This window comes from Bradyrhizobium sp. (assembly GCF_016219575.1).
Taxonomy (GTDB): Bacteria; Pseudomonadota; Alphaproteobacteria; order Rhizobiales; family Xanthobacteraceae; genus Bradyrhizobium.
This window is the reverse complement of the sequence record NZ_JACRMG010000039.1, coordinates 1-24,886: the sequence shown is the minus strand read 5'-3', so window position 1 is coordinate 24,886 and position 24,886 is coordinate 1. Positions and strand designations below refer to the sequence as shown.

The window sequence follows — 24,886 nt, the reverse complement described above, 5'->3', positions numbered from 1 at the left end:
CGGCTGCGGCTACTGCCGGCCGAGCTGGGTGGCCTTCTCGACGCGGTCCAACCGCTCCAGCGACAGGATCGCATCCGCCAGCTGGTCGGCGCGACCGTTCAGCACGGGGCGGGCCAGCGTCAGGAATTTCTGCTGCATGGCGCGGGCATCCGGGAAAGTGGCCGGCTCGCCGGAGGGATCGGCGTAGAGCCGCTCGTGCACGCCGTCGTCGGTGGTGATGGAGACCCGCGCGCCGAATGGATGGGTACGGCCAGCCTCCAGCCGGTCGTCCTGCACCACGTCGAACTTGTCGGCGAGTGCATCGACGGCCGCATCTCCCAGCCGGCTGTAATCGTCCCAACCGAACGAGCCCTGGTCGAGCGCCACTGCGCCGGTGAAGAACATCGAGAACTGGCCGCCGACGATCGATTTCGGATGCCGCTTGGTGGCGGCATCGCCCGTCAGCGTGATGCCGTTGCGGTGCAGGCCGATCTCGACCCGCCTGATCTGGTCGGGCGTCAGATTGTGCTCGCGCCGCATGGCGATCAGCGCATCGAGCGCCGCATGGGTGTAGCGGCAGCTCGGATACGGCTTCACGCCAATCTTCATGGTCTCGTAGACCTTGCCGAGGCCGGCGGTCGCCTTGTCCGGATGGGCGTCGTCGCTGTAGCCGACCAGCAGGCCGTGCTTGCCTTCGACTGATTCAGTCGAGCCGATGAATTCGTTGCGCGCCAGTGTCGCCGCGATCACGCCGTTCATCGCGGCGGCGCCGACCTGGTAGCGCTTGTTCCAGGCGCCGTTGACCAGGAACTGCAGCGACCCCGCCGCCTGGCTGCCGGCAACGCCGAAGGCGGAGATGATCTGCTGCTTCGACAGCCCGAACAATTTGGCGGCCGCCGCAGCGGAACCGTAGGTGCCCGCCGTCGCCGTCGGATGAAAGCCGCGCGCATAATGCGAGGTCGGGTCGAGCGCGTTGCCGAGGCGGCAGCACACTTCGTAGCCGGCGACGATCGCGGTCAGCACGTCGCGGCCGGAGGCGCCGACCATCTCGCCGACCGCGAACGCGGCCGGCACGACCGGCGCGCTCGGGTGCAGCGAGGAATCCGCATGGGTGTCGTCGAAGTCGAGCGAATGGCCGAGCGCGCCGTTGAGCAGCGCCGCCACCGCCGGCGTCCAGGTCCTGGTGTCGCCGAACACGGTGGACTCGCCCCTGGTATCGAGCCTGAGCGCTTCCAGCGTCTTCAGCAGTGACGGCGTCGATTCCGCTTCGCTGCGCGCACGGATGGCGCTGCCGAGGAAATCGAGCGTCAGCACCTTGGCGCGCTCCAGCACCTCCGGCGGAATGTCCGCAAATTTCAGGTCGGCGACATAACCGGCGAGGGTTGCGGTTTCATTGGCCATGGCGTTGCCTCGGTTATTCCTTGTCGGGGATTTGGTACGGCCGGCATTTTCTGCCGTCAACATCACTTCCTGCGGGTCAGACCCTTGCTTTCCATGCGCCAGACCAGGAGATCGATGCGGTCCTGGCCGAAGAACGGTTCGTTCTCGAACACGAAGGTCGGCACGCCCCAATGGCCGGAACTGGCGTGATCCTGCTCGTTGCCGGCGATGATCTTCTCGTAGCGGTCGGGATCGGCCGATATCGCGGCGTCCATGGCCGCGAGGTCGAAGCCGGCCGCGGCGGCTGCCCTGGCGAGATGATCGCCCTCGGGCCAGCCGGCGACGCTGCCGTCCCACAGCACCTTTGCGATCGCGTAGGTGAAGGGTAGCGACTTGCCCTCGATCTGCGCAGCGGCGCCGAGCCGCGTCAGGCGATGGATGTAGGGCTGGTGCGCGGCGACTTCGAGCGTCGTCATGTCCTGCACGATCGGGTCGGGCCGGGGAAAGCGGAACGGGATGTTCTCGTGTTGGGCGACGCGGCTGGCGTCGAGCACGACATAGCGCGCGAATTTCGGGTTGGTCTTCTTGAAGAAGCCGGGCTCGCGCACCGCCAGCGGATAGACCGGCCGCAGGTTCACCGCGAGATCGTAGCCCGCGACGAGTTGCATCGTGCCGGGCAGCGCGAGGTAGCTGTAGGGGCTGCGGAAGGAATAGAAGAGATCGACGGACAGGGTCATGACACATCCCGGCTCTGGCTTGAGGCAACAAAGCACGGGCGCGGAAGTCCGTCTATCGACGCGCGAGAGTGGTTTCTCTCAGGCGGCAACCTGCCGCAGCATGGCGCGGACCACCAGCCGGTGGAACGGCATGATGATCGTGAGATAAGTCCGCCCCAGCCAGTTGTGCGTCAACACCAGGGTGGTTGCGGTGATGCTCTGCCTTTGGCCCGACGTCGCGACATCGACCACGACGCGGAAATCGAGATGCTTGTCGTTGAAGCCTGCGACCAGCCGCTCGGGCGTCTCGCTGACCACGGGAAAAATCCCGATGATGTCGCTTGGCGGACGCCGGTCCTCGCCCGATGTCTTCAGGCCGAACGGCGCGACCATGAGATTGCGCAGCACCAGCAGGGCGTCCACCCAGCGCGGCGCGCGTGCCATCATGCGTTCCGCGGCCTGACGTGCGTCGAGATGCTCACCGTCAAGCTCGAGACGGTAGGCATCCATGAATTGCGCGCCCGCGAGCAGCGTGGCTGGATCGATCTGCGGTGCGACCTCTGCGACCGTCATGCGCCCAACCTGTTCGCCAGTCGCCGGAAGCGCAGGATCAAGGCCGCGGCGTACACGGCAGTCCCGCAGGACAGGCCGATCCAGACGCCGACCGCGCCGAGACTGGTCTTGAACCCGAGCACGCAGGCCAGCGTGAATCCGATCAGCCAGTAGCTGACGACCGCCAGCAGCAGCGGCACGCGGGTATCGCTGAGACCACGAAGCGCACCGGCCACGATGGTCTGGATGGCGTCGGTGATGAAATAGGTGGCGCCGACCAGGAGCAGCGCGGCCGTCAGCTCGATCGCGCCGTGAGTCGTCGCGCTGCCGAAGAACAATGCTGCGATACCGAAGCGCCAGAAGATCACGGCGATGGTAAGGGCTGCGGCAAGCGCGATGCCGAGCCACAGCGCGGTGAAGCCGGCCCGTCTCACCGCGTCGGCATGGCGGCGGCCGAACGCATGCCCGACCCGGACGGTGGCGGCCATGCCGATGCCGAGCGGGACCATGAACAGGATCGCGGTGACTTGCAGCGCCACCTGATGCGCGGCGAGTGCGGCGGTGCTGATCAGGCCCATCAGCAACGCAGCCGACGAAAACAGGCCATACTCCATCAGCAGGGACAGCGAGATCGGCGCACCGATCGCCAACAGCTGGCGCAGCAGCGGCCAGTCGATGCGCCAGAGCCGAGCCAGGATGTGATACTTGCGGAATGGCCGCCGCCACATCACGAAGCACAGGCCTGCAACGAACGTGGCGATATTGACGATGGTGGTGGCGAGCCCCGCGCCGAATAGTCCGAGTTCGGGCAATCCCCATTTGCCGTACAGCAGCAGGTAGACCAGAAGCGCGTTGGCAGGCACCGCCGCAAGCGTGATCCACAATATGGGCTCCGGCCGGTTGACCGCACCCATGAAGCTGCGGATGGTGATGAACCACAGCGCCGGCGCGATGCCCCAGGCCAGCCCGAACAGATATTGCTGGCCGAGACGGGCGGATTCAGGGGCCTGGCCGAGTGCGACGAGGATCTGCTCGCCGCGCAGCGGCAGGATCAGGGTCGGGATCGACACCAGCAGCGCCGCCCACAGGCCGGTGCGCACGGCGCGCCGCACCTGGCGCGGGTCTCGCGCGCCAAACGCCTGCGCGGCAAGCGGCGCGACGGCCGAGACGAGGCCCAGGCCGAAGGTGAAGCTGATGAAGAACACGGTGTGGCCGAGCGCCGCCGCGGCCACCGCCTCGTCGCCGAGCCGGCCGATGAAGGCGAGATCGGTCGTCATCATCGCGATCTGGCCGAGCTGCGTCAGCGCCATCGGCGCGGCGAGGCGGATCGTCTCGGTCAGCTCGGCCGCGAGATGATTTTCCGGCGTTGCCGTAACCGGCGCGCGCGCGATCTTGTCGATGGAAGTCATGGAGCGAAACTGGCAGTTATGCTGGTCGAAATATTGGCCGGGGGGTGCGCAGAGAAGAGATTTATCCGTGCGCCCGCTCCGGCACCCGGGTAATCCTGGCGCCGAGCGCGTTGAGGCGCTCCTCGATGCGCTCGTAGCCGCGCTCGATCTGGTCGGCATTGTTGATGGTCGAGGTGCCCTCGGCGCAGACCGCGGCGAGCAGCATGGCCATGCCGGCGCGGATGTCGGGCGAGGTCATCACCGAGCCGCGCAGCCGGCTGGGACCGGCGACGATTGCGCGATGCGGGTCGCACAGCACGATGCGCCCGCCCATCGCGATCAGCTTGTCGACGAAGAACATCCGCGATTCGAACATCTTCTCGAACATCAGGATCACGCCGTCGCATTGCGTGGCGGTGACGATCGCGATCGACATCAGGTCGGCCGGGAAGGCCGGCCAGGGCTGGTCCTCGAGCTTCGGCACGTGGCCGCCGAAATCGTCGTGGATCTTCATGGTCTGGCCCGAGGGCACGATGAGGTCGTCGTCCTCGACGCCGCAGACGATGCCGAGCCGTTCGAACCCCATGCGGATCGAGCGCAGGTGCTCGACCCCGGCGCGCGCGATGCGCAGCGGCGAGCGCGTCACCGCGGCAAGTCCGATCAGCGAGCCGACCTCGATATGGTCGGGGCCGATGGTGTGCTGCGCCGGACCCAGCGTCGATCCGCCCTCGATCACCATGGTGTTGGTGCCGATGCCGTCGATCCTGGCGCCGAGCTTGACCAGGAAATGCGCGAGATCCTGCACATGCGGCTCGGAGGCCGCATTGCGCAGATAGGTGGTCCCGCGCGCGGCGACGGCGGCGACCAGCGCGTTCTCGGTCGCGGTCACGCTGGGCTCGTCGAGGAAGACGTCGGCGCCCTTCAGCCGCGAGGCGCGGAATTCCAGCCGATGCGTCGCCGTCACCGTGGCGCCGAGCTGCTCGAAGGCGAGGAAGTGCGTGTCCAGCCGCCGGCGGCCGATCACGTCGCCGCCGGGCGGCGGCAGCGCCACCTCGCCGCAGCGGGCAAGCAGCGGGCCTGCCAGCAGGATCGAGGCGCGGATGCGCGCGCACAGTTCGGGGTCGAGATCGGCGGCGCGGATTTCTTTGGCGTGGATGACGAGCGTGTTGCGCGCCTTCCATTCGGCGGAGGCCCCGACCGAGCGAACCAGCTCGACCAGCGTCTCGGTGTCGCGGATGCGCGGCACATTGTCGAGCGTGACGGGGTGCTCGGTAAGCAGGGCAGCTGCGATGATCGGCAGCGCCGAGTTTTTGTTGCCGGAAGGCTCGATCGTACCGGAGAGGCGCTGGCCGCCCTCGACAATATACTGGATGGGCGGCACGGCTGTTTCCTAACCCCTACACATCGACATTGGCGCTCAACGAATTATCCTGAATGAATTCGCGGCGCGGTTCAACCACGTCGCCCATCAGCTTGGTGAAGATGTCGTCGGCCTCGTCGACCTCCTTGACCTTCACCTGCAGCAGCGAGCGCTCATTGGTGTCGAGCGTGGTCTCCCAGAGCTGCTCCGGGTTCATCTCGCCCAGCCCCTTGTAGCGCTGCAGCGCGACGCCCTTGCGACCGGCGTCAGTGACCGCCTCGAACAGGCCGACCGGGCCGTGAATGGCGGTCTCGCTGTCCTTGCGGCGCAGCAGGCCGGGTCTCGGATAGGCCTCCTGCAGTTTGGCGGCATATTCGTCCAGCTTGCGCGCATCCGCCGAGCCCAGCAGGGCGTCGTCGATGATGGCGACCTCCTTTACGCCGCGCACGGTGCGCTCGAAGAAGAAGCCTTCGCCTTCGGTGAAGCGTCCGCTCCAGCCGCGTTCGACCTCTTCGGCCAGCGCGTCGAGGCGCTTGGCGATGTAATCGGCGGCCGCATTCGCGGTGGCGATGTCGCCGGTGATCTTGGGCGAGAGCACGCCTGCGATGGCGGCCTGCTCGACCACCTTGCGGTTATAGCGGCTGTGCAGGCTGCGCAGCACGTTGCGCATCACGCGGGCATCTTCCACCAGCGCACGCAGGTCGCGGCCGCCTCGCTCCTCGCCGGAGGCGAGCTTGAACACGCAATCGTCGAGCCCGGTATCGATCAGATAGTCCTCCAGCGCCCGCTCGTCCTTCAGGTACTGCTCGGACTTGCCGCGCGTCACCTTGTAGAGCGGCGGCTGCGCGATATAGAGGTAGCCGCCTTCGATCAGCGACGGCATCTGGCGGAAGAAGAACGTCAGCAGCAGCGTGCGGATATGCGCGCCGTCGACGTCGGCGTCGGTCATCAGGATGATCTTGTGGTAGCGCAGCTTCGAGAGGTCGAAGTCCTCGCGGCCGATGCCAGTGCCGAGCGCCGTGATCAGCGTGCCGATCTGCTCGGAGCTCAGCATCTTGTCGAAACGCGCGCGCTCGACATTGAGGATCTTGCCGCGCAGCGGCAGCACGGCCTGGAATTCGCGGTTGCGGCCCTGCTTGGCGCTGCCGCCGGCCGAGTCGCCCTCGACGATGAACAGTTCCGACTTGGCGGGATCCTTTTCCTGGCAGTCGGCGAGCTTGCCGGGCAGCGAGGCGTAGTCGAGCGCGCCCTTGCGCCGGGTCAGCTCGCGCGCCTTTCGCGCGGCCTCTCGCGCGGCCGCGGCTTCCACCACCTTGCCGACGATGGTCCTGGCTTCGGCCGGATGTTCCTCGAACCAGGCGGCCAGCGCTTCGTTGATGACGTTCTCGACCACAGGACGCACTTCCGAGGACACCAGCTTGTCCTTGGTCTGCGACGAGAACTTGGGGTCCGGCACCTTCACCGACAGCACGGCCGTGAGGCCTTCGCGGCAATCGTCGCCGGTCAGCGCGACCTTGTCGCGCTTGGCGTTGGCCTCGGCGTAGCTGGTGACCTGGCGGGTCAGCGCGCCGCGGAAGCCGGCGAGATGGGTGCCGCCGTCGCGCTGCGGAATGTTGTTGGTGAAGCACAGCACGTTCTCATGGTAGCTGTCGTTCCACCACAGCGCCGCCTCGACGCCGATGCCGTTCATCTCGGTGCGCACCATGATCGGTGCGGGCACGATCGCCTTCTTGTTGCGGTCGAGATACTTCACGAATTCCTCGACGCCGCCGTCGTAGCGCATCTCCTCGCGCTTCTCGACCGCGTGGCGCTGGTCGGACAACAGGATGTTGACGCCGGAATTGAGGAAGGCGAGCTCGCGCAGGCGGTGCTCCAGCGTCGCGAAATCGTACTCGACGTTGGAGAAGGTTTCCTTGGAGGCGAGGAACGTCACCTCGGTGCCGCGCTTGCCCTTGGCATCGCCGACCACCTTCAGCGGCGCAGTCGCGTCGCCATGGGCGAATTCGATGAAGTGCTCCTTGCCGTCGCGCCAGACGCGGAGCTGCAGCTTGCTCGACAGCGCGTTGACGACGGAAACGCCGACGCCGTGCAGGCCGCCGGAAACCTTGTAGGAATTCTGGTCGAATTTGCCGCCGGCATGGAGCTGGGTCATGATGACCTCGGCCGCCGAGACGCCTTCGCCCTTGTGGATGTCGACGGGAATGCCGCGGCCGTCGTCGCGCACGGTGACGGAATTGTCGGCGTTGAGGATGACCTCCACCGCCGTCGCATGTCCGGCCAGCGCCTCGTCGATGGCGTTGTCGACGACTTCGTAGACCATGTGGTGCAGGCCGCTGCCGTCGTCGGTGTCGCCGATATACATGCCCGGCCGCTTGCGCACGGCATCGAGGCCCTTCAACACCCGGATCGATTCCGCGCCATATTCAACGGGAATGGAATGCTCGGTGTCGGCGACGGATTGCCGGGCAGGTTCTGTCATGTGAGGCCTTGAGGAAATGTCCCGAATCAGCTGCGCAATACGAGGCGCTGAATCCTGCTATTTGTGCCACGAAAGAGGCGTTGCGCCTAGCGCAAAGTCTCGGTCAACAAGTTATTGAATAAATAGGTCTTTTTGCCGCTGTTTCAAGCCCGCCAAAGGCCGATTCCGGGAGCCCAGGAAAGGTCGATTCGGCGTCCGATTCCGCGCCTCCGGGAGGCCTGTTCCGAAGGACTGTTTTCGCCTGCAAATTGCAGCGCGCCCAAGACCTGCTAGAGAACCTTCCGGGCATCGCCGCATGCCGTCTGTCGCAATCGGGATTGGCTGTCGTTGTCGCTGCCCTCGTCAAAATACCGGCCGGATGTCGATGGCCTGCGCGCCATTGCGGTGATGCTGGTGCTGAACTTTCACGCCTTCTCAGGCGTGATGCCCGGCGGCTTTGTCGGCGTCGACGTCTTCTTCGTCATTTCCGGCTTCCTGATCACCGGCATCATCGCACGCGAGCTGGAGCAGGGGCAGTTCAGCCTGCTGACCTTCTATGTCAGGCGTATCCGCCGCATCTTTCCGGCGCTGCTCGTCGTGCTCGCCGCCTCGCTGGTGCTGGGCTGGGTGTTCATGCTGCCGGCATTCTATGCGCGGCTTGGTCTCGATGTGTTTGCCAGCGCCGGGTTTCTCGCCAATATCGCGCTGCTGCTGCAATCCGGATATTTCGACCTCGAGTCTGCCCGCAAGCCGCTGCTGCATCTGTGGTCGCTCGGCATCGAGGAACAGTTCTATCTCGCCTGGCCGCTGATCCTGATGCTCGCGGCGCGCCGGAAGATGTCGATCGTCACGGTCGCTGCGGTGCTGGGGATCGCTTCCTTCGTCCTCAACGTGGCGCTGATCGGCTCCAAGCCGGTCGCGGCGTTCTACCTGCCGTTCACCCGCGCCTTCGAATTGCTGCTGGGCGCGGTGCTCGCCTGCAGCTGGGATCGCGTCGACCAGGGACGGCGCGCCAGCGATATCAGGGCCTGGACGGGCGCGGCGATGATCGCGGCATCGGCCGCCTTGCTCGACGGCCACAGCGCCTTTCCGGGCTGGTGGGCGATTTTGCCGGTAGCGGGCACGGCGCTGCTGGTGTCGGCGCCCGAGGCCTGGATTTGCCGGGCGGTGCTGGCGAGCCCGCCCTTGGTCTGGATCGGCCTGATCAGCTACCCGCTCTATCTCTGGCACTGGCCGCTGCTCGTGTTCGGCGCCACCATCAAGTTCCAGCCGCTGACATTGACGGAGCGCGAGCTGGTGCTGCTGCTGAGCACGGTTCTCGCCTGGGCGACCTATGCCTTCATCGAAAAGCCGATCCGATTCGGCGCGCCGGCCCCGCGCAAGCTATGGGCGTTGTGTGCCGGCATGGCGCTCGTCGGCATCGCCGGCGGCGTCGTGGCGCTGGGGCGCGGCTTCGACTTCCGCCTGCCGGCGGAAATCCGCGCGGTCGCCGCGCCGGGCCGCTCGCCGGACATGCGGTATCAGGAGTGCCTGCTCGACCTTGCCGAGAAGACCGATTACGCCGCCGATTGCGCCGAGCCTGGCCGCCGGCCGCTGTTGCTGGTGTGGGGCGATTCCACCGCGGGCGCACTGATGCACGGCCTGCGCAAGGCTCAGCAGACGCGTAATTTTGCCATCGCCCAGTTCACCGCCGGCTCCTGCCTTCCGGCGCTCAATGCCGATATTCCCGGCAACCCCAATTGTCGCCCCAACAACGACAGGGTGCTTGGACTGGTGCGGGAGCTGAAGCCCGACATCGTGCTGCTGCACGGAACGTGGGAGCGGCATCTCGACAATGTTGCGGAAAGCGTGACGGCGCTGAAGCAGGCCGGCGCCCGCGTCGTCGTGCTGGGGCCGGTGCCGTTCTGGCGGCGCGGGCTGCAGAACGAAGTCCTGCGCCACTACATGCTGCATCAAACCCTGGTTCCGGCGCGACTTGCCGGAGCCGCCGCGTCCGACGCCGGGTATGACGATGTGCTGCGCAAGCGGCTGACGCCGCTGGGTGCGGAAATCATCTCGGTGCGGGAAGTGCTGTGCAATGCCGAGGGGTGCCTGACGCGGCTGGGCGACTCGGCTGCCGATATAGTCGCGATCGACCAGGTGCACCTCTCAGAGAAGGGATCGGAGTTTCTGATCGGCGCGATCATCGACCGCGTGCTGACGCCGCCGCCCGGGCAGAAATAATCAGGTCCGACGCGCGATCTGTCCGGATTCGACGTCGAAGATTTCGCCCGATGCGCCGAGGCCGGCGAAGGCGGCGGGATCGGCGCCGGTCATCCAGACCTGCGCGCCGAGCTTTGCCAATTCGTCGAACAGCGCCTTGCGCCGATTCGGATCGAGATGGGCGACGACCTCGTCGAGCAGCAGCAGCGGCACGATGCCGGTCATCTCGGCTACCAGGCTGGCATGCGCCAGCACCAGCCCGATCAGCAGCGCCTTCTGCTCGCCGGTCGAGGCATCGCGCGCCGGCATGTTTTTCGGCGCGTAGACCACTTGCAGGTCGGTGAGATGCGGGCCGTCCAGCGTGCGCCCGGCTGCGGCGTCGCGCGCGCGGCTGGTGCGCAGGATTTCGCGGTAGCGGTCTTCCACCGAGGTTGCGGGCTCGCTGGCGAGCGCGTTTTCCATCCAGCCGTCGAGCGCGATCCCGGCGGACGGGAAGGGCGAGGCGGCGCCGCGCGAGCGCAGCATTTCGGCGAGCTTCGTCAGGGTCTGGCTGCGCGTGGCGGCGACGGCGACCGCAAGCTCGGCCGTCTCGCGCTCGATGGCGCCGCACCAGTGGTCGTCGTAATTGCGCACTTCCAGCAGGCGGTTGCGCGAGCGCAGCGATCGCTCCAGTGCCGAGACGCGGCTGGAATGCTCGCTGTCGATGGCCAGCACCAGGCGGTCGAAGAAGCGCCGCCGCTCGGAGGCCGCGCCCAGGAACAGCCCGTCCATCGCCGGCGTCAGCCACACCATGCGCAGATGATCGCCGAAGGCGGTGGCCGAGCCGACCGGCTCGCGATCGATGCGGCAGCGGCGCGCCGTGCCGTTGGCCTCGCCATGCGGCGCATCGATGCCGGTGCCGAGGGTTGCGAGACCCAGCGCGCCCTCGATCTCGGCGGAGACCGCCCAGGAGCCGTCACCCTGGTTGTCGGCCACATCCTCCAGCGTCGCGCGGCGCAACCCCCGGCCGGGCGAAAGGAACGAGATCGCTTCCAGGCAATTGGTCTTGCCCGCGCCGTTCGGCCCGACCAGCGCCACCACATCGCCGCGCGCAGCAATCGTCGCCGCACGGTAATTGCGGAAATGCGTCAGCGACAGGCGGTGGATGCGGGAGGGGGTCATTTAGTGAGGAGCGCACTGTTCACCCTCTCCCCTTGTGGGAGAGGGTGGCGCCTCACGAAGTGAGGCGACGGGTGAGGGGTATCTCACGGCTCGGCGAGCTTTGCGAGGATGTCCTCCAGGACGGCATTGCGGCGCTGTAGCACATCATTGTTCCAGTAGCGTGCAATTTGAAATCCTTCGGCCGCGAGTTTCGCGTCCCTGACTGCATCTCGCTCAGACGAAGCGTGCTGGCTCCCATCGATTTCGACCACGAGGTATTTCTCGAAGCAGACGAAGTCGAGAATGTAGTTTTGAAATGGAACTTGTCTGCGAAACTTGACATGGCCCAGACGACGATCGCGCAACAGCCGCCACATCGCGGCTTCTGCATCTGTCGGCTCCCGACGCATCCTCTTGGCGAACCCGCGGATGCGCTCGTCGGTTGGCCGATGGCGCGGTGTTTGCGGCACGAACCCCTCACCCGGCGCCTTCGGCGCCACCCTCTCCCACAAGGGGAGAGGGTACTTTGGATCACACCCGCATCGGCATCAGGACGTAGAGCGCGCCCTTGTTGTCGCGGTCCTGAACCAGCGTCGGCGAGCCGGGATCGGCGAGCTTCAGCACCGCGACCTCGCCCTCGATCTGGGCGGCGATGTCGAGGAGGTAGCGCGAGTTGAAACCGATATCGAGCGGATCGGAGGCGTACTCGACCTCGAGCTCTTCGGTGGCGGAACCTGAGTCCGGATTGGTCACCGACAGCACCAGCTTGCCGGCGGACAGCGCCAGCTTCACGGCGCGGCCGCGTTCGCTGGAGATGGTGGAGACGCGGTCGACGGCGGCCTCGAAGTCCTTCTTGTCGACCACCAGTTCCTTGTCGTTGTTCTGCGGAATGACGCGGCCGTAGTCCGGGAAGGTGCCGTCGATCAGTTTCGAGGTCAGCACCACATGGCCGATGGTGAAGCGGATCTTGCCCTGCGACAGCTCGATGCCGACTTCGGCCTCGGTGTCCTCGATCAGGCGCTGCACCTCGCCGACCGTCTTGCGCGGCACGATCACGCCGGGCATGCCGGATGCGCCCTTGGGCAAGGGGAGGTCGATCTGCGCCAGCCGATGGCCGTCGGTGGCGACGCCGCGCAGGGTCTGCGCCTTGGCGGAGCCTGCGGTGTGCAGATAGATGCCGTTGAGATAATAGCGCGTCTCTTCGGTCGAGATCGCAAACTGCGAGCGGTCGATCAGCCGCTTGAGATCGGCGGCGGGAAGCGTGAACGAATGCGTCATGTCGCTCGCCGCCAGATCCGGGAAATCGCTCTCCGGCAGCGTCTGAAGCGTGAAGCGCGAGCGGCCGGCGCGGATCGCCATCACCGAGCGATCGCCGTCGCCCTCCAGCACGATCTGGGAGCCGTCGGGCAGCTTGCGCACGATGTCGTAGAACATGTGCGCCGGCACCGTGGTGGACCCGCTGCTTCCGCTTTCCGCCGGCAGCGTCTCCGTCACCTCGAGGTCGAGGTCGGTCGCCTTCAGCGACAGCTTGGCGCTCTCGGCGCGGACCAGCACGTTGCCGAGGATCGGGATGGTGTTGCGGCGTTCGACCACGCGATGCACGTGGCCCAGCGATTTCAGGAGCTGCGCACGCTCGACGGTAACCTTCATAGCAATATCCGCCCGATCCCTGAGATGGAAAAGCCGGGCGGCCGGCAGGCGCGCCGCGGCGTTTGAGACCCGAAAAGCCCGGTCAACTGCAGATTTGACCAAACCCCCGAGGGGACCGCAAGTTGGCGCGGAAGGGCCGCAAGTTCAAGGGAAAGACGCGCGGTTTTCCGTGTTTTACAGCGGATTTGCGGCCCTCCCCGGGGTGACGGGGAGGGGCCGGAACGGGGTCATTCCTGCAGCTGGCGCTTCAACGATTCGACCTCGTCGGACAAGGCCGTGTCCCTGGCGACCAATGCCTCGATCTTGCGCACCGCGTGCAGCACCGTGGTGTGGTCGCGGCCGCCGAACCGCCGGCCGATTTCGGGCAGCGATCGCAGCGTCAGCGTCTTGGCGAGGTACATCGCGACCTGCCGCGGGCGGACCACGTTGGCGGTGCGCCGCGAGGACAAGAGATCCGAGCGGCTGACATTATATTGCCGCGCCACCACACGCTGGATGTCCTCGATCTTGATCCGCTTCGGTTCCTGCGGGCGGATCAGGTCGCGCACCTCGCGCTCGGCCATTTCCAGCGTCACCGGCTGGCTGTTGAGCTTGGAGTGCGCCAGCAGGCGGTTGATCGCGCCTTCGAGATCGCGGCCGTTATGGGTGATGGTGCGGGCCAGATAGTCCAGCACCTGGTCGGGCACGTCGAAGCTCGCATGATGGGCGCGGGCTGCGGCGACGCGCGACTTCAGAATGCCGAGCCGCAGTTCCTCGCCGAGCGAGCCCATCTCCACCACGAGACCGCCCGCCAGCCGCGAGCGCACGCGGTCGTCCAGGCTCTCCAGATCGGACGGCGGACGGTCGGCTGCGATCACCACCTGGCGGCCGGCATCGATCAGCGCGTTCAGGGTGTGGCAGAACTCGGCCTGCGTCGACTTGCCCTGCAGGAACTGCAGGTCGTCGATGACAAGTACATCGATGCCGCGCAGCGCTTCCTTGAAGGCCAGCGCCGTCTGCGTCTTCAGCGCGGCGACGAAGCCGTACATGAATTTTTCCGCGGTGAGGTAGAGCACCTTGCGCTCGCCCGCCGCATTGCCGGCCCAGGTCACCGCCTGCAACAGATGCGTCTTGCCCAGGCCAACGCCGGCATGGATGTAGAGCGGGTTGAACATCACCGCATCGCCGCGGCGCCCTTCGGCGACCTGACGCGCGGCGGCATGCGCCAGCGTGTTGGACCGGCCGACGACGAAGCTTGCAAAGGTCAGGCGCGGATCGAGCGGCGAGCCGCCGAGCGCGTCATGGCTGGCGGAAACCGGGGCGGTCGCAACCGCACGCAGTTCCTGCATCGGTCGCGCATCGTTCCGCTCGGGACGGCGTGCCTCGACCGGGGCCGCTGCCTCCTTGGCAGGCGTCGCGCAGCGCATCGCCGAGCGCACCGTGAGGTCGATGCGATGCACTTCCGGCATCTCTGCCTGCCAGGCCGACAGCACGCGCTCGGCATAATGAGCCTGGATCCAGCTCTTCAGGAACCGCGTCGGCACCGACAGGTGCACGCTTTCATCCTGCACGCCTTCGAGATCCATGCGCGCAAACCAGCTGGTGTAGACGTCCTCGCCAACGCTCGTCCGCAACCTGCCCTTCACCCGCGACCAGCGATCCTGTTCTGTATTTGTCATTGCCGAAAACTTTTCTCAAAGAGGAATACCGTGTTGTGAAATCGCCGTGCACGTTTGATGCCGCACGGCGTGACCTCGAGCAGAAATCGACTTCTTCAGGGCATAGATCGGCCGTGCGGCGAAAATGCCGCCAAGCTCAATCATCCACTGAAAAGAAAAGTCGCTTCGCGAGGTCAGCGCGTACTCGACGGTCTCCCCGGAGCAGGCACGTGGAACTGGGCAGATTCGGAGCCGGAGTTCGCAAATACGGATTCATGGGAAAAATGCATTTGGTTCAATGCCGCGCGGATTCCGTAAAGCATGCTGCCTCCCCCTCTCGCCGCGATACCTCGCGGCGAGTCATTCATGTCGCCAGTGATTCCGACTTCAGTTCGCCGCTGCCGATGTCCGGCGCCGCTACGCCGCGTACCTCAGTCCGTTCGCTTCAACCCGCCTGCAGGCTCCGCTTTCCCGTCTCCGCCTTGGTCCGGTGCCCGTCTCCCCCATTGGAAGCGCATGTAGCGCTCGGGGAAATTTGGACACAGGACAGCCGTTCTCATATTGCTATGAGTTACGAACCCAGCATCGCTTGGAAAGCGTCGCTACGCGCACACCGCCGCCGATTTGCACGTCCGTTCAGAGTTCTCAAACCGCGCTGGTCTGGAAAACCGCTGAACGCCGCGAGCGATTTAATAACTACACCATGGTGCAATTCTGACAATCACGGAATTTCACGGGGGTCGTGACTCTTGGCGACTGTTGCAACGCTGCACGCGCGGATCGCGAAACCAAGAGTTTGAAAGAGCGTGCAGATTCGCGCATGTGACAAATCAGGCAGCACCCGCAAAAAATTTTCGCAAAATTTTCACGTTCACCGCTTCGCAAGGCGGTTTTCAAAATGAGTGCGAACGCTATGTGGATAAGTAATTAGCGAGACGGCGCTTTTCGCGATTAAATTTTCGGGTAACCCGTGCCGCGCCGTCGGCTTGCCGTCGCAAGTTAGCCCTGTGGGACGCGGCCTTCTCGCAGTTGCGCAAAAACGCGCCGCGCTTTTCCGGGGAACTCGCAAAAATACGGGAGCTCCAAAGAAATATGTTGTGTTTGACTATGACACGCGTTGTCGCGACCAGCAATTAAGAACGTCGAACGGCGCATCGCAAAAAGAAAAGGCCCGGTGAACCGGGCCTTTGACGAATTTCTCTTTTTGTCAGTTCTGATGCCGGCTCACTTGCCGAGCTTCGCGATCTGATGCGTCAGGCGCGAAACCTTGCGGTTCGCGTTGTTGCGGTGAATGATGTTCTTCTGAGCCGCCTTCATCAGTTCCGGCTCGGCGCGCTTCATCGCCGTGACCGCCGCGTTGCGGTCGCCGCTCTTGATCGCCTCCTCGACGGAACGCACCGCGGTGCGCAGCTTGGTCCGGCGCGCCTTGTTGACGACGGTGCGGCGGGCAATCTTGCGGGTCGCCTTCTTGGCGGAAGTGGTATTGGCCATCTCTTCAAAATTCCTTCGACAGGTACCGACCGCGGCTGGCCGGGCTCGGCTATCGCCCCGGCGCTCCAATCTCGCAATCGACGCTGATATGTGTTCCGGTGTTCTCCAGGGCGCGACGCCGCTCAAAGAACAGCGGCGGCGGGATTGCGCCCGCCGCCATTGGCCGGTCTTATAGAGGGCGTACCGGCAAGCGTCAACGCTTTCCGGGCCCGAAGTGGGTCTTTGGATGCCGTCCGGGGTGGGCGATAAGGTGCTGAAGAGGTTGAATTTCTCAGGGCCCCCCGGTATTGGCTGACGGCATTTCAGGGGCGCGCGCAATTGGGGTGATACATGATCCGCAGTTTCTTCCGACTGATCGGGCTGTTGCTGCTGGCCGGCGGATTCATCTTCGTGGTCTATGACGGCGCCCGCTGGGTCGCCGACCAAAACCTGAGGTTCACCCGGTTCGGCCAGTTCTGGAACGACGTCCACCAATCCAGCCAGCAGGCTTTTCGGGTCTGGATCGAAGGTCACGCGCCCTGGCTCTGGAACAGCGTGGTCAAGGTGGTGCTGGATCAGCCGGTCTTTGCCGTCATGGGCGTCCTTGGCATCCTGCTGATGATCCTGTTCCGCCCGCGGAAACCCCTGATCGGCTATTCCCGGGACTGATAGCTTGCCGTCGTAACGGGACTGCCAAGGCTTGCGTAAAGACATATATTGGATGTCACGCGGCCTGGGCCGTCTGCCGCCTCGGCCGAAAGTCCCGCCTGGAGGTAGTCCATGTTTTTCATGCGCAAGACCACCGCGCTGCCGAGCGCGTCCGAAGCTTTGCCGGGCCGCGCCACGCCGATCCCGACCGCCACGCGCCATTTCGTCAACGGGAGCGCGCTGCAGCCGCCCTATCCTGAAGGCCTCGAACAGGCGGTGTTCGGGCTCGGCTGTTTCTGGGGCGCGGAGCGAAAATTCTGGGAGATCGGCGAGGGCATCTTCGCCACCGCGGTCGGCTATGCCGGCGGCCATACGCCGAACCCGACCTATGAAGAGGTCTGCTCGGGCCGCACCGGCCACACCGAAGTCGTGCTCGTGGTGTACGACCCCAAGAAGGTCTCCTACGAGAAATTGCTGAAGACGTTCTGGGAAAATCACAACCCGACGCAGGGCATGCGCCAGGGCAACGACGTCGGCACGCAATATCGCTCCGCGATCTACACCTTCGGGCAAGCGCAGAAGAAAGCCGCCGACGCCTCGAAGGCGACGTACCAGAAGGCGCTGGCGGCCAAGGGCCTTGGCGGGATCACCACCGAGATCGGGGCCTCGGGCCCGTTCTATTTCGCCGAGGACTATCATCAGCAATATCTCGCCAAGAACCCGGCGGGCTATTGCGGCCTCGGCGGCACCGGCGTGTCCTGCCCGATCGGCGTCGGCGTCAACGCGGCCTGATCTGCTCCTTCGCCTCTCCCCGCCCTTGTCCTGCCGAAGCCTTGACGAAGGCGGATGCGGGGCGGGGGAGCCCATCCACCATTTGTTAACCATAACGGGTGCAAAACTGGAGCCGTCTCGCTTTGAGGGATGGCTCCGGTGCGGGTTGCGCGCGCGTTTCGTCTGCCGATCATCGCCGCCATGACCGCGCTTGCGCTGTCGGGCTGCATGCGCAGGACTGCGCCCGTTGCCGTGAGCCCCCAGGGAAGCCTCGACACTATCGCCTATGCCGGGCCCGCGCCTGTTCCGGTCGCCTATGCGGCGCCCGCACCTGTGCCTTACGACGTGCCCTATCATCTCGATGCCGGCGACAAGCTGCGCGTCGTGGTCTACGGCCAGGAAGGCCTCACCAACACCTATTCGATCAGCGCCGGCGGCACCATCACGATGCCCTTGATCGGTGCCGTGCCTGCGCGCGGCCGCACGCCACAAGGCCTCGCCGCCGACATCGCCGCGCGCCTGCGCAACGGCTTTATCCGCGAGCCGTCGGTCGCAGTCGAGGTCGAGTCCTATCGTCCCTTCTTCATCCTCGGCGAAGTGCAGGCGCCCGGCCAGTATCCCTACGTGCCCAACATGACCGCCGAGAGCGCGGTGGCAATCGCCGGCGGCTTCTCGCCGCGCGCACGCAAGGACCGTGTCACGATCACGCACACCGATGCCGCCGGCACCTCGCGCAGCATTGCGCCGCCGGGCACGCCAATCAGTCCCGGCGATACCGTGCTCGTCGGCGAGCGCTGGTTCTAGAACCGCCCGCCACCCGATCGCAGCAGGCGCCGACTTGCGTCAACGCGCTACGAGGCGCGCGCCCGTCGCAGCTCCAACAGCCGTTAGTTATCGCATACCGTTGCATTCGCTGCGGTGAATCAGCGCAAGCAACCCCCTATGCGCGATGCGATGTTCCGGTCGAGGACCCGGCGGAGTAAGAGGGCATCCAGATCAATCGAGGCGCGCCGGTTTTGTCGGCCAAGTGCCTGCAATCTGGAGCAATACCATGAACGACTATTTCCCTGCTCGCATTGCGAGTGTGGCGACCGCGGCAGCCATTCTGGCATCGGTCGCCGCAACGGCCCTGTCTGCGTCCTCGCAGCCCGCATCGGCGCAAGCCGACTCCTATCCCAGCCGGCGCATCACCTTCGTCGTGCCGTATCCTGCCGGCGGCGCCACCGACGTTTCGGCCCGCCTGCTCGCCAACAAGCTGTCGGAAGCCTGGAAGCAGCCGGTCATCGTGGAGAACAAGTCCGGCGCCGGTGGCGTAGTCGGCAATGACTACGTCGCCAAGGCCCAGCCCGACGGCTACACCGTCCTGATCGCGATCACCCAGATCATCCAGGCACCGAGCCTCGTTGCCACTCTGCCCTATGACGTCTTCAAGGATCTCGCGCCGGTCACCCAGGTCGCACTGTCGACCATCGTCCTGACGGTGCCCGAGCAGCAGCCGATCAAGTCCGTCAAGGAGCTGATCGATCTGGCCAAGGCCAATCCCGGCAAGCTGCCCTATGGCTCATTCGGCAACGCCACGACATCGCATCTCTACGGCGAGCTTCTAAAGAAGAAGGCCGGCATTGACATGACCCACGTGCCCTACCGTGGAGCGGCGCCGCTGCTGAACGACCTGCTCGGCAACACCGTGACGGCGGCCTTTCTCGACCTGACCACGGCCGGCCCCCAGATCAAGGCCGGCAAGATCAGGGCGCTGGCGATCGGCGGCGAAAAGCGCCGCACGCACATGCCTGATGTGCCGACGCTCGCCGAGCTCGGCTTCTCCGGCTTCGAGGCCGAAGGCTGGGTCGGCGTGTTCGTGCCTGCCGGCACGCCCAAGAACATCGTACAAAAGCTTTCCGCGGAGCTTGCCCGCATCATCGCTTCGCCCGAAGGCGTTGCCGGGCTCGAGGCCGTCAGCCTGATGCCGGTCGGCGGAACGGCGGAAACATTCGAGTCCGTCCTGCGCCGCGATCACGCGCGATGGGCCGACGTCGTCAAGGCCGTCGGCGTCAAGGGCGAGTGAGAGCTCTCTCCTCCGTCATTCCGGGACGCGCCACTTGGCGCGGGCCCGGAATCCATACTCCCGATGGTGGCTATGGATTCTCAGATGCGCAATTGCGCATCATAGCTCGTGCTTCGCACGCCCCGGAATGACGAGAGGAGAGAATCTCGCCTATTTCTTCATATACTTGGCAAAGAACGCCAGGCTGCGCGGCCAGGCGATGTCGGCGCTGGCCTTGTCGTAACTGGCGCGCTCGTCGCAGTGAAAGCCGTGCTGCGCGCCGGGATAGATGAAGACCTCGACCTCGGGCCGCTTCGACTTGATGGTCTCGACGTCGGTCAGCGGAATGCCGGCGTCCTTCTCGCCGAAATGCAGTTGCGTCGGCACCTTCGGCTTGTCGTCGGCAAAGCGGACGACGGCGCCGCCGTAATAACCGACCGCTGCCGAAAGGCCGTTTAGTTTGGTCGCCGCGGCATAGGCGATGCTGCCGCCCAGGCAAAAGCCGACGATGCCGACCGCGCCGACATTCTTCACCGCATCGATGGCCGCCTGCGTGTCGCGCAGCATCGCCGGCCAGTCGGGATTGGCGATGAACTTGCGAGCATTGGCGATTTCATCGGGCGTATAGCCGCACTGGAAGTTCGGCTGGGTGCGATCGAAGATCGAGGGCGCGATCGCGACATAGCCTTCGGCCGCGAGCCGATCGCAAACCGAGCGGATGTGGTGATTGACGCCGAAAATCTCCTGGATCACGACGATGGCGCCCTTCGGCGCGCCCTTGGGATCGGCGCGGTAGGCGCCGGGTTTGAAACCATCCGATGCTGTCAAAGTGAGGTCTTGTCCCACGGGTCATCCATCCTTGGTTCGGGTTGTTGATCCTGAGCGGAAGAGGGCAGGCGGCCATCTTTGTCTTGAGCATGATCTTGTCCGAAAACCGGTTCCCACTTTTCGGGATCATGCTCACTGCCACATCCAGTTATGGCCCCAGTCGCCCTTCCAGCCGGCGAGCCTGCCCTTGCGGAATTGCAGATAGAGCCGGTCGCGCTTGGGGAACAGGCCGCTGCCGCCATAGCCGCGGAAAGCCAGGAAAATCTCGTCGCCCGGAAGGCCGCGGACATAGCTGAGGGGAACGCCGAGCGCGAAGGCGGCTTCGTCGGCGGTCATGCCGTGGGCGAGGGGAATGTTGTTCGACAGCGTCGCGGTGAAGGGCGGCGGGTAGGGGCCGCCGAGCGGCGGCAGTCCCTGCGCCAAGGCCGGTGAAAAGGCCGGTGACAAGGCCGGAGAGGTGGCCGCAGCCAGCAGCAGGGACGCGACGAAAAATGGCTTCACGATGCCGCCCTCTGCGCCTGCCTGCCGTCGAGCCGGTCGAGGAACGTCAGCACCGCGTCATTGAAAGCCTTGGGCTGATCGATGTTGGCGGCGTGGCCGGCGGCCGGGATCACCACCTTTTCCGCGCCCGCAATCTTCGCCGCCATGTAGTCGGAGGCGGCCAGGAACGGCGTATCGTCGGCGCCGACCACGACCAGCGAAGGCACCTTGATGGCCGGCAGGGTCTCCATCACGCTGGCGTCGCGCTGGGTCAGCATGCCGCGCGCCGCCTTGGCGAGCCCGGATGCGTCGCGATGGCTGACGCTGGCGCGCTCGGCGCTGAGCGACTTCAGCACGGCAAGGCCCTCGCGGTCGAAGCGCTCCGCCGTCTCATGCGCGCGCTTGTTCCAGGCATCGCGGGCATCGTCCTTCTTGAAGCCCGGGCCGGTATCGATGATCAGCAGCGCGCGTACCCGCTCGGGATGGCTGCGATAGAAGGCCAGCGACATGTAGCCGCCGAGCGACAGGCCTCCGACGATCGCCTTGTCGGCGCCGACCGCATCGAGCAGCGCGGCGATGTCGGCCACCGTCAGCGCTTCGCTGTAGGCCGCCGCATCCGCCGGGTAGTCGGACTGGCCGTGGCCGCGCATGTCCCAGAGCACGAGCTTGTAGTGCCGCGAAAGCGCCGCGATCTGGCCTTGCCACATGGCCGATGTCGACGAGTAGCCATGGGTCAGGATCAGCGGTGGGCCGCTGCCATGAACCTCGTAATGGATGTTCACCCCGTCGCGGTTGAGCCTGGGCATTGCGCTTCCTCGTCTTTTGCGTTGTCCGGCAGCTTAGCGCCTTCCGGGCCGGAATGAGAAATGCAGAAATGAGGGATGGTGCCCACGTTATGGGAACTCGATCGACAGCGCTGCGGCCAATCCTTTCCGCAACGCACAAGCTGACGACGGGAATCAAATTCTCCTTCGATCAATTCCAAATTGCATTGCCTCGAAACACGATCGGTGTCATGCTGCGCGCCGCTCGGCCGCTTACCCGGTGGGCCGCCAGCGATCCCGAACAGTGAGGAGCCGCCGTAAGCGGCCTCGTACACCGGAAGGGGAGAGGAAATGCCCAACCTGAATATCAACGGACGGAATGTGTCCGTCGAAGCGGACAATGATACGCCGCTGCTTTGGGTCATCCGCGAGCAATTGCAGATGACCGGCACGAAGTTCGGCTGCGGCGCAGGTCTGTGCGGCGCTTGCACGGTTCATGTCAACGGCGAGGCCGTGCGCTCCTGCCAGACGCTGGTCGGCGATGCCGTCGGCAAGAAGGTCACCACCATCGAAGGCCTTGCCGCCAAGAGCGATCATCCGCTGCAGAAGGCCTGGATCGCCGAGCAGGTGCCGCAATGCGGCTACTGCCAGTCCGGGCAGATCATGCAGGCGGCCGCGCTGCTTGCGAAGAATTCCAATCCGACCCGGGAAGAAGTGGTCGCGCACATGGACGGCAATCTCTGCCGCTGCATGACCTATTCGCGGATCCAGAAGGCGATCATGCGCGCCGCCGCCGACATGCGCACGGCGTCCAACTCCGGCAGCGAGCGGAGGCCCACATGAACAAGCACGTCAAACCCGCGGCGGGCGTATCCGCCGATCTGAGCCGCCGCTCCTTCCTCGTCGGCACGTCAGCCGCCGCAGGACTGGCGCTCGGCTATTCCGCCGTGCCTGGCCTGCTCGGGGCCGATTCCGCGCTCGCCGCACCCGCGAATTTCGATCCCAGCGTCTGGTATTCCATCTCGCCGGACGGGCTCGTCACCGTGACCTGCGGCAAGGCCGACATGGGTCAGCACATCGCCTCCACCATGGCGCAGATCGTCTGCGAAGAGCTCGGCGCCAGCTGGAAGGACATGCGGGTGCAACTCGCCTCCAACGATCCGAAGTTCAACGACCCCGTGCTGGGGGCGCAGATCACCGGCGGCAGCTGGTCGACCATGATGAACTTCGATGCGATGAGCCGTGCCGGCGCCGCCGGGCGGATCGCGCTGACCGAAGCCGCAGCCGGCTCCTTGGGAGTGCCGGCGGGCGAACTCGTGGTGCGCAATTCCACGGTCTCGCATCCGAAGTCGAAGAAGTCGATGAGCTTCGCCGACATCGTCAAGAGCGGCAAGGCGACCAAGACGTTCACGCCGGACGAATTGAAGGCGCTCAAGCTGAAGACCCCGGATCAGTACACGCTGATCGGCGTCTCGGTGCCACAGCTCGACATCCCCTCCAAGAGCAACGGCACGGCCAAGTTCGGCATCGACGTCATGCTGCCGGGCATGGTCTACGGCAAGGTCATCACCCCGCCGGTGCGCTTCGGCGCCACCGTGAAATCGGTCGACGACAGCGCCGCCAAGAAGGTGCCGGGCTTCATCACGGCGGTGACGCTCGACGACAAGACCGGCAGCACCAGCGGTTGGGTGGTGGCGGTCGCCAATACCTATGCCAATGCCGCGAAGGCGGCGGCCGCGTTGAAGATAACCTATGACAACGGCCCGCATGCCAAGGTGTCGAGCGACACGTTGCTCGCCGAGGCCAAGCGGCTGCAGGGTCTGGATGACTCCGGCTTCTTCTTCGTCAAGGACGGCGACACCGCGGCGGCGTTCCCGACCGCGGCGAAGGTGCTGGAGGCGGAATACACCACCAACATCAACATCCACGCGCCGATGGAGCCGATGAACGCCACGGCGGAGTTCCAGAAGGACATCCTGCACATCTATTCCGGCAACCAGTTCGCAACGCGCTCCGGCGCGATTGCCGCCGGTGCCGCCGGGATCGATCCGAAATTCGTGGTGATGCACCAGATGTGGCTGGGCGGCGGCTTCGGCCGGCGTCTCGACGCCGACATGATGGTGCCGGCCGTGCAGGCGGCGAAAGCCGTCGGCAAGCCGGTCAAGGTGATCTACTCGCGCGAAAACGACATGACCATGGATTATTCGCGCCCGCTCACCTATCAGAAAGTGAAGGCCGGCCTCGACGCCGACGGCAAGCTGATCGCGCTCAACCACGACGTGGTCAGTGCCTGGCCGACCAAGCGCTGGGGCATCCCCGACTTCCTGACGCCCGCGGTCGACAAGAAGGGCGCGCTCGACGGGTTCACCGTCAACGGCGCGGACTTCTTCTACTCCGTGCCCAACCACAACGTCCGCGCCATCCTCAACGAGCTGGCGCAGAACGCGACGCCCTCCGGCCAGTTGCGGTCGGTGGCGCCAGGCTGGACGTTCTGGGCGGTCGAAAGCATGATCGACGAACTCGCCGATGCCGCGGGCAAGGATCCGGCGCAGTTCCGGATCGCGCTGCTCGACGGCAAGGGCAAGAACGACGGCGGCGCGCAACGCCTGCGCAACACGCTGCTCGCGGCGATGGGCATGGCGGGCTACGGCAGCACCAAATTGCCGAAGGGCGAGGGCATGGGCGTTGCCTGCGTGTCGTCGCAGGAGCGGGCGACTGCGAGCTGGACCGCCTGCGTCGCCCATGTCGCGGTGGCGCCGTCGGGCGAGGTCAAGGTCAAGAAGCTGACGGTTGCCACCGACGTCGGCATGCAGGTGCACCCCGACAACATCCGTGCCCAGGTCGAGGGCGCGGCGTTGTGGGGCCTTTCGCTCGCCATGTATGAAAGGGCGACGCTGAAGGATGGCGGCATTGAGCAGACCAACTTCGACACCTACAAGCCGCTGCGCATGAGCCAGGTGCCGGAAGTGGCCGTCAACGTCATCGCTAACGGCGACAAGCCGACCGGCGTCGGCGAGCCGGCGGTCACGGTGGTTGCGCCTGCGCTCGGCAACGCGATCTTCAACGCCTGCGGCGCCCGCGTGCGCGCGCTGCCGATCACGACGGCGGCGGTGAAGGCGGCGATGAAGGCCTAAAGCGCGTTTCGCCTTCGCAAGACGATAGGGATCCGCCGGAGATTTTCTCCGGCGGATTTTTTTTGGCCGCCTGCCGCGCCGTCGTCACCCGCGAAAGCGGGTGATCCAGTATTCCAGAGGCGCTTCTGATTGATCGAGGGGCCGCGGCGTACTGGGCGGATTCAACCGGTCGTCGCAACACTTCAGCCAAGGAGGTTGCGATGAATGGATACAGACAAGATTCGGACCGGAGTGCGCGACCGCCAGGCCGGCTTCCGAAGGGACAGCGAGAGAATTGCAGACGGT

General features: G+C 65.4%; 21 protein-coding genes. 7 read left to right on the top strand and 14 right to left on the bottom strand.

Features of this window, described 5'->3' with window-relative positions; all coding sequences use genetic code 11:
• Positions 1 to 9: 9 nt before the first annotated feature.
• The 6 genes from HZB49_RS28200 to gyrB all read right to left on the bottom strand — a co-directional run bounded on the left by HZB49_RS28200 (position 10) and on the right by gyrB (position 7,854).
• The gene (locus tag HZB49_RS28200) at positions 10 to 1,380 is read right to left on the bottom strand and encodes an MmgE/PrpD family protein (RefSeq protein WP_291617414.1); all 1,371 of its coding nucleotides are present in this window, start codon (positions 1,378 to 1,380) and stop codon (positions 10 to 12) included.
• Between the two features lie 62 nt (positions 1,381 to 1,442).
• A complete protein-coding gene (locus HZB49_RS28195; RefSeq protein ID WP_291617413.1) occupies positions 1,443 to 2,096 on the bottom strand; it encodes a DsbA family protein in 654 nt (217 codons plus the stop codon).
• Between the two features lie 78 nt (positions 2,097 to 2,174).
• Positions 2,175 to 2,648 carry a DUF2867 domain-containing protein gene (locus tag HZB49_RS28190; protein ID WP_291617412.1) on the bottom strand — a complete coding sequence of 158 codons (474 nt, stop codon included), beginning with the start codon at positions 2,646 to 2,648 and terminating at the stop codon, positions 2,175 to 2,177.
• Positions 2,645 to 4,036, bottom strand: a complete 1,392-nt coding sequence (locus HZB49_RS28185) for an MATE family efflux transporter (protein WP_291617411.1) — start codon at positions 4,034 to 4,036, stop codon at positions 2,645 to 2,647. Before HZB49_RS28185 ends, HZB49_RS28190 begins: the two co-directional genes overlap by 4 nt.
• Positions 4,037 to 4,097: 61 nt before the next feature.
• Complete coding sequence (gene murA, locus HZB49_RS28180) at positions 4,098 to 5,396, bottom strand: UDP-N-acetylglucosamine 1-carboxyvinyltransferase (protein ID WP_291617410.1); 1,299 nt, start codon at positions 5,394 to 5,396, stop codon at positions 4,098 to 4,100.
• Positions 5,397 to 5,412: 16 nt separating this feature from the next.
• Positions 5,413 to 7,854, bottom strand: a complete 2,442-nt coding sequence (gene gyrB / locus HZB49_RS28175) for a DNA topoisomerase (ATP-hydrolyzing) subunit B (RefSeq protein WP_291617409.1) — start codon at positions 7,852 to 7,854, stop codon at positions 5,413 to 5,415.
• Between the two features lie 327 nt (positions 7,855 to 8,181).
• Here gyrB and HZB49_RS28170 point away from each other — a divergent pair, with 327 nt between their 5' ends.
• Positions 8,182 to 10,056 (top strand): acyltransferase family protein, encoded by a 1,875-nt coding sequence (locus HZB49_RS28170; protein WP_291617408.1) that lies wholly within the window; start codon positions 8,182 to 8,184, stop codon positions 10,054 to 10,056.
• Here HZB49_RS28170 and recF read toward each other — a convergent pair whose 3' ends face one another.
• The 5 genes from recF to rpsT all read right to left on the bottom strand — a co-directional run bounded on the left by recF (position 10,057) and on the right by rpsT (position 15,953).
• Positions 10,057 to 11,196 (bottom strand): DNA replication/repair protein RecF, encoded by a 1,140-nt coding sequence (gene recF, locus HZB49_RS28165; RefSeq protein ID WP_291617407.1) that lies wholly within the window; start codon positions 11,194 to 11,196, stop codon positions 10,057 to 10,059.
• An 83-nt stretch (positions 11,197 to 11,279) separates the two neighbouring features.
• Positions 11,280 to 11,645, bottom strand: a complete 366-nt coding sequence (locus HZB49_RS28160; RefSeq protein ID WP_291617492.1) for a DUF559 domain-containing protein — start codon at positions 11,643 to 11,645, stop codon at positions 11,280 to 11,282.
• Positions 11,646 to 11,706: 61 nt separating this feature from the next.
• Positions 11,707 to 12,825, bottom strand: a complete 1,119-nt coding sequence (gene dnaN / locus HZB49_RS28155) for a DNA polymerase III subunit beta (protein WP_291617406.1) — start codon at positions 12,823 to 12,825, stop codon at positions 11,707 to 11,709.
• Between the two features lie 227 nt (positions 12,826 to 13,052).
• A complete protein-coding gene (dnaA, locus tag HZB49_RS28150) occupies positions 13,053 to 14,483 on the bottom strand; it encodes a chromosomal replication initiator protein DnaA (RefSeq protein ID WP_291617405.1) in 1,431 nt (476 codons plus the stop codon).
• A gap of 1,203 nt (positions 14,484 to 15,686) precedes the next feature.
• Complete coding sequence (gene rpsT, locus HZB49_RS28145) at positions 15,687 to 15,953, bottom strand: 30S ribosomal protein S20 (RefSeq protein WP_291617404.1); 267 nt, start codon at positions 15,951 to 15,953, stop codon at positions 15,687 to 15,689.
• A 330-nt stretch (positions 15,954 to 16,283) separates the two neighbouring features.
• Here rpsT and HZB49_RS28140 point away from each other — a divergent pair, with 330 nt between their 5' ends.
• The 4 genes from HZB49_RS28140 to HZB49_RS28125 all read left to right on the top strand — a co-directional run bounded on the left by HZB49_RS28140 (position 16,284) and on the right by HZB49_RS28125 (position 19,416).
• Positions 16,284 to 16,601, top strand: coding sequence for a hypothetical protein (locus HZB49_RS28140; protein ID WP_291617403.1), 318 nt, complete (start codon positions 16,284 to 16,286; stop codon positions 16,599 to 16,601).
• A 111-nt stretch (positions 16,602 to 16,712) separates the two neighbouring features.
• Positions 16,713 to 17,372, top strand: coding sequence for a peptide-methionine (S)-S-oxide reductase MsrA (msrA, locus tag HZB49_RS28135; RefSeq protein ID WP_291617402.1), 660 nt, complete (start codon positions 16,713 to 16,715; stop codon positions 17,370 to 17,372).
• A 138-nt stretch (positions 17,373 to 17,510) separates the two neighbouring features.
• Positions 17,511 to 18,155, top strand: coding sequence for a polysaccharide biosynthesis/export family protein (locus HZB49_RS28130; RefSeq protein WP_291617401.1), 645 nt, complete (start codon positions 17,511 to 17,513; stop codon positions 18,153 to 18,155).
• A gap of 247 nt (positions 18,156 to 18,402) precedes the next feature.
• A complete protein-coding gene (locus HZB49_RS28125; RefSeq protein WP_291617400.1) occupies positions 18,403 to 19,416 on the top strand; it encodes a tripartite tricarboxylate transporter substrate binding protein in 1,014 nt (337 codons plus the stop codon).
• Between the two features lie 150 nt (positions 19,417 to 19,566).
• Here the strand turns inward: HZB49_RS28125 and HZB49_RS28120 are convergent, their stop codons facing one another.
• From HZB49_RS28120 to HZB49_RS28110, 3 genes are all read right to left on the bottom strand, one after another.
• Positions 19,567 to 20,241, bottom strand: a complete 675-nt coding sequence (locus HZB49_RS28120; RefSeq protein ID WP_291617399.1) for a dienelactone hydrolase family protein — start codon at positions 20,239 to 20,241, stop codon at positions 19,567 to 19,569.
• Positions 20,242 to 20,355: 114 nt separating this feature from the next.
• On the bottom strand, positions 20,356 to 20,646 hold the full coding sequence (locus HZB49_RS28115; RefSeq protein WP_291617491.1) for a hypothetical protein: 291 nt from the start codon (positions 20,644 to 20,646) through the stop codon (positions 20,356 to 20,358).
• 74 nt (positions 20,647 to 20,720) lie between these two features.
• Complete coding sequence (locus tag HZB49_RS28110; protein WP_291617398.1) at positions 20,721 to 21,509, bottom strand: alpha/beta fold hydrolase; 789 nt, start codon at positions 21,507 to 21,509, stop codon at positions 20,721 to 20,723.
• A gap of 309 nt (positions 21,510 to 21,818) precedes the next feature.
• On the opposite strand from HZB49_RS28110, the gene HZB49_RS28105 reads away from it, so the two are divergent.
• Positions 21,819 to 22,310 carry a (2Fe-2S)-binding protein gene (locus HZB49_RS28105; RefSeq protein WP_291617397.1) on the top strand — a complete coding sequence of 164 codons (492 nt, stop codon included), beginning with the start codon at positions 21,819 to 21,821 and terminating at the stop codon, positions 22,308 to 22,310.
• Positions 22,307 to 24,601 carry a molybdopterin cofactor-binding domain-containing protein gene (locus HZB49_RS28100; protein WP_291617396.1) on the top strand — a complete coding sequence of 765 codons (2,295 nt, stop codon included), beginning with the start codon at positions 22,307 to 22,309 and terminating at the stop codon, positions 24,599 to 24,601. The genes HZB49_RS28105 and HZB49_RS28100 overlap by 4 nt, the downstream gene beginning before the upstream one ends.
• Positions 24,602 to 24,886: the final 285 nt, after the last annotated feature.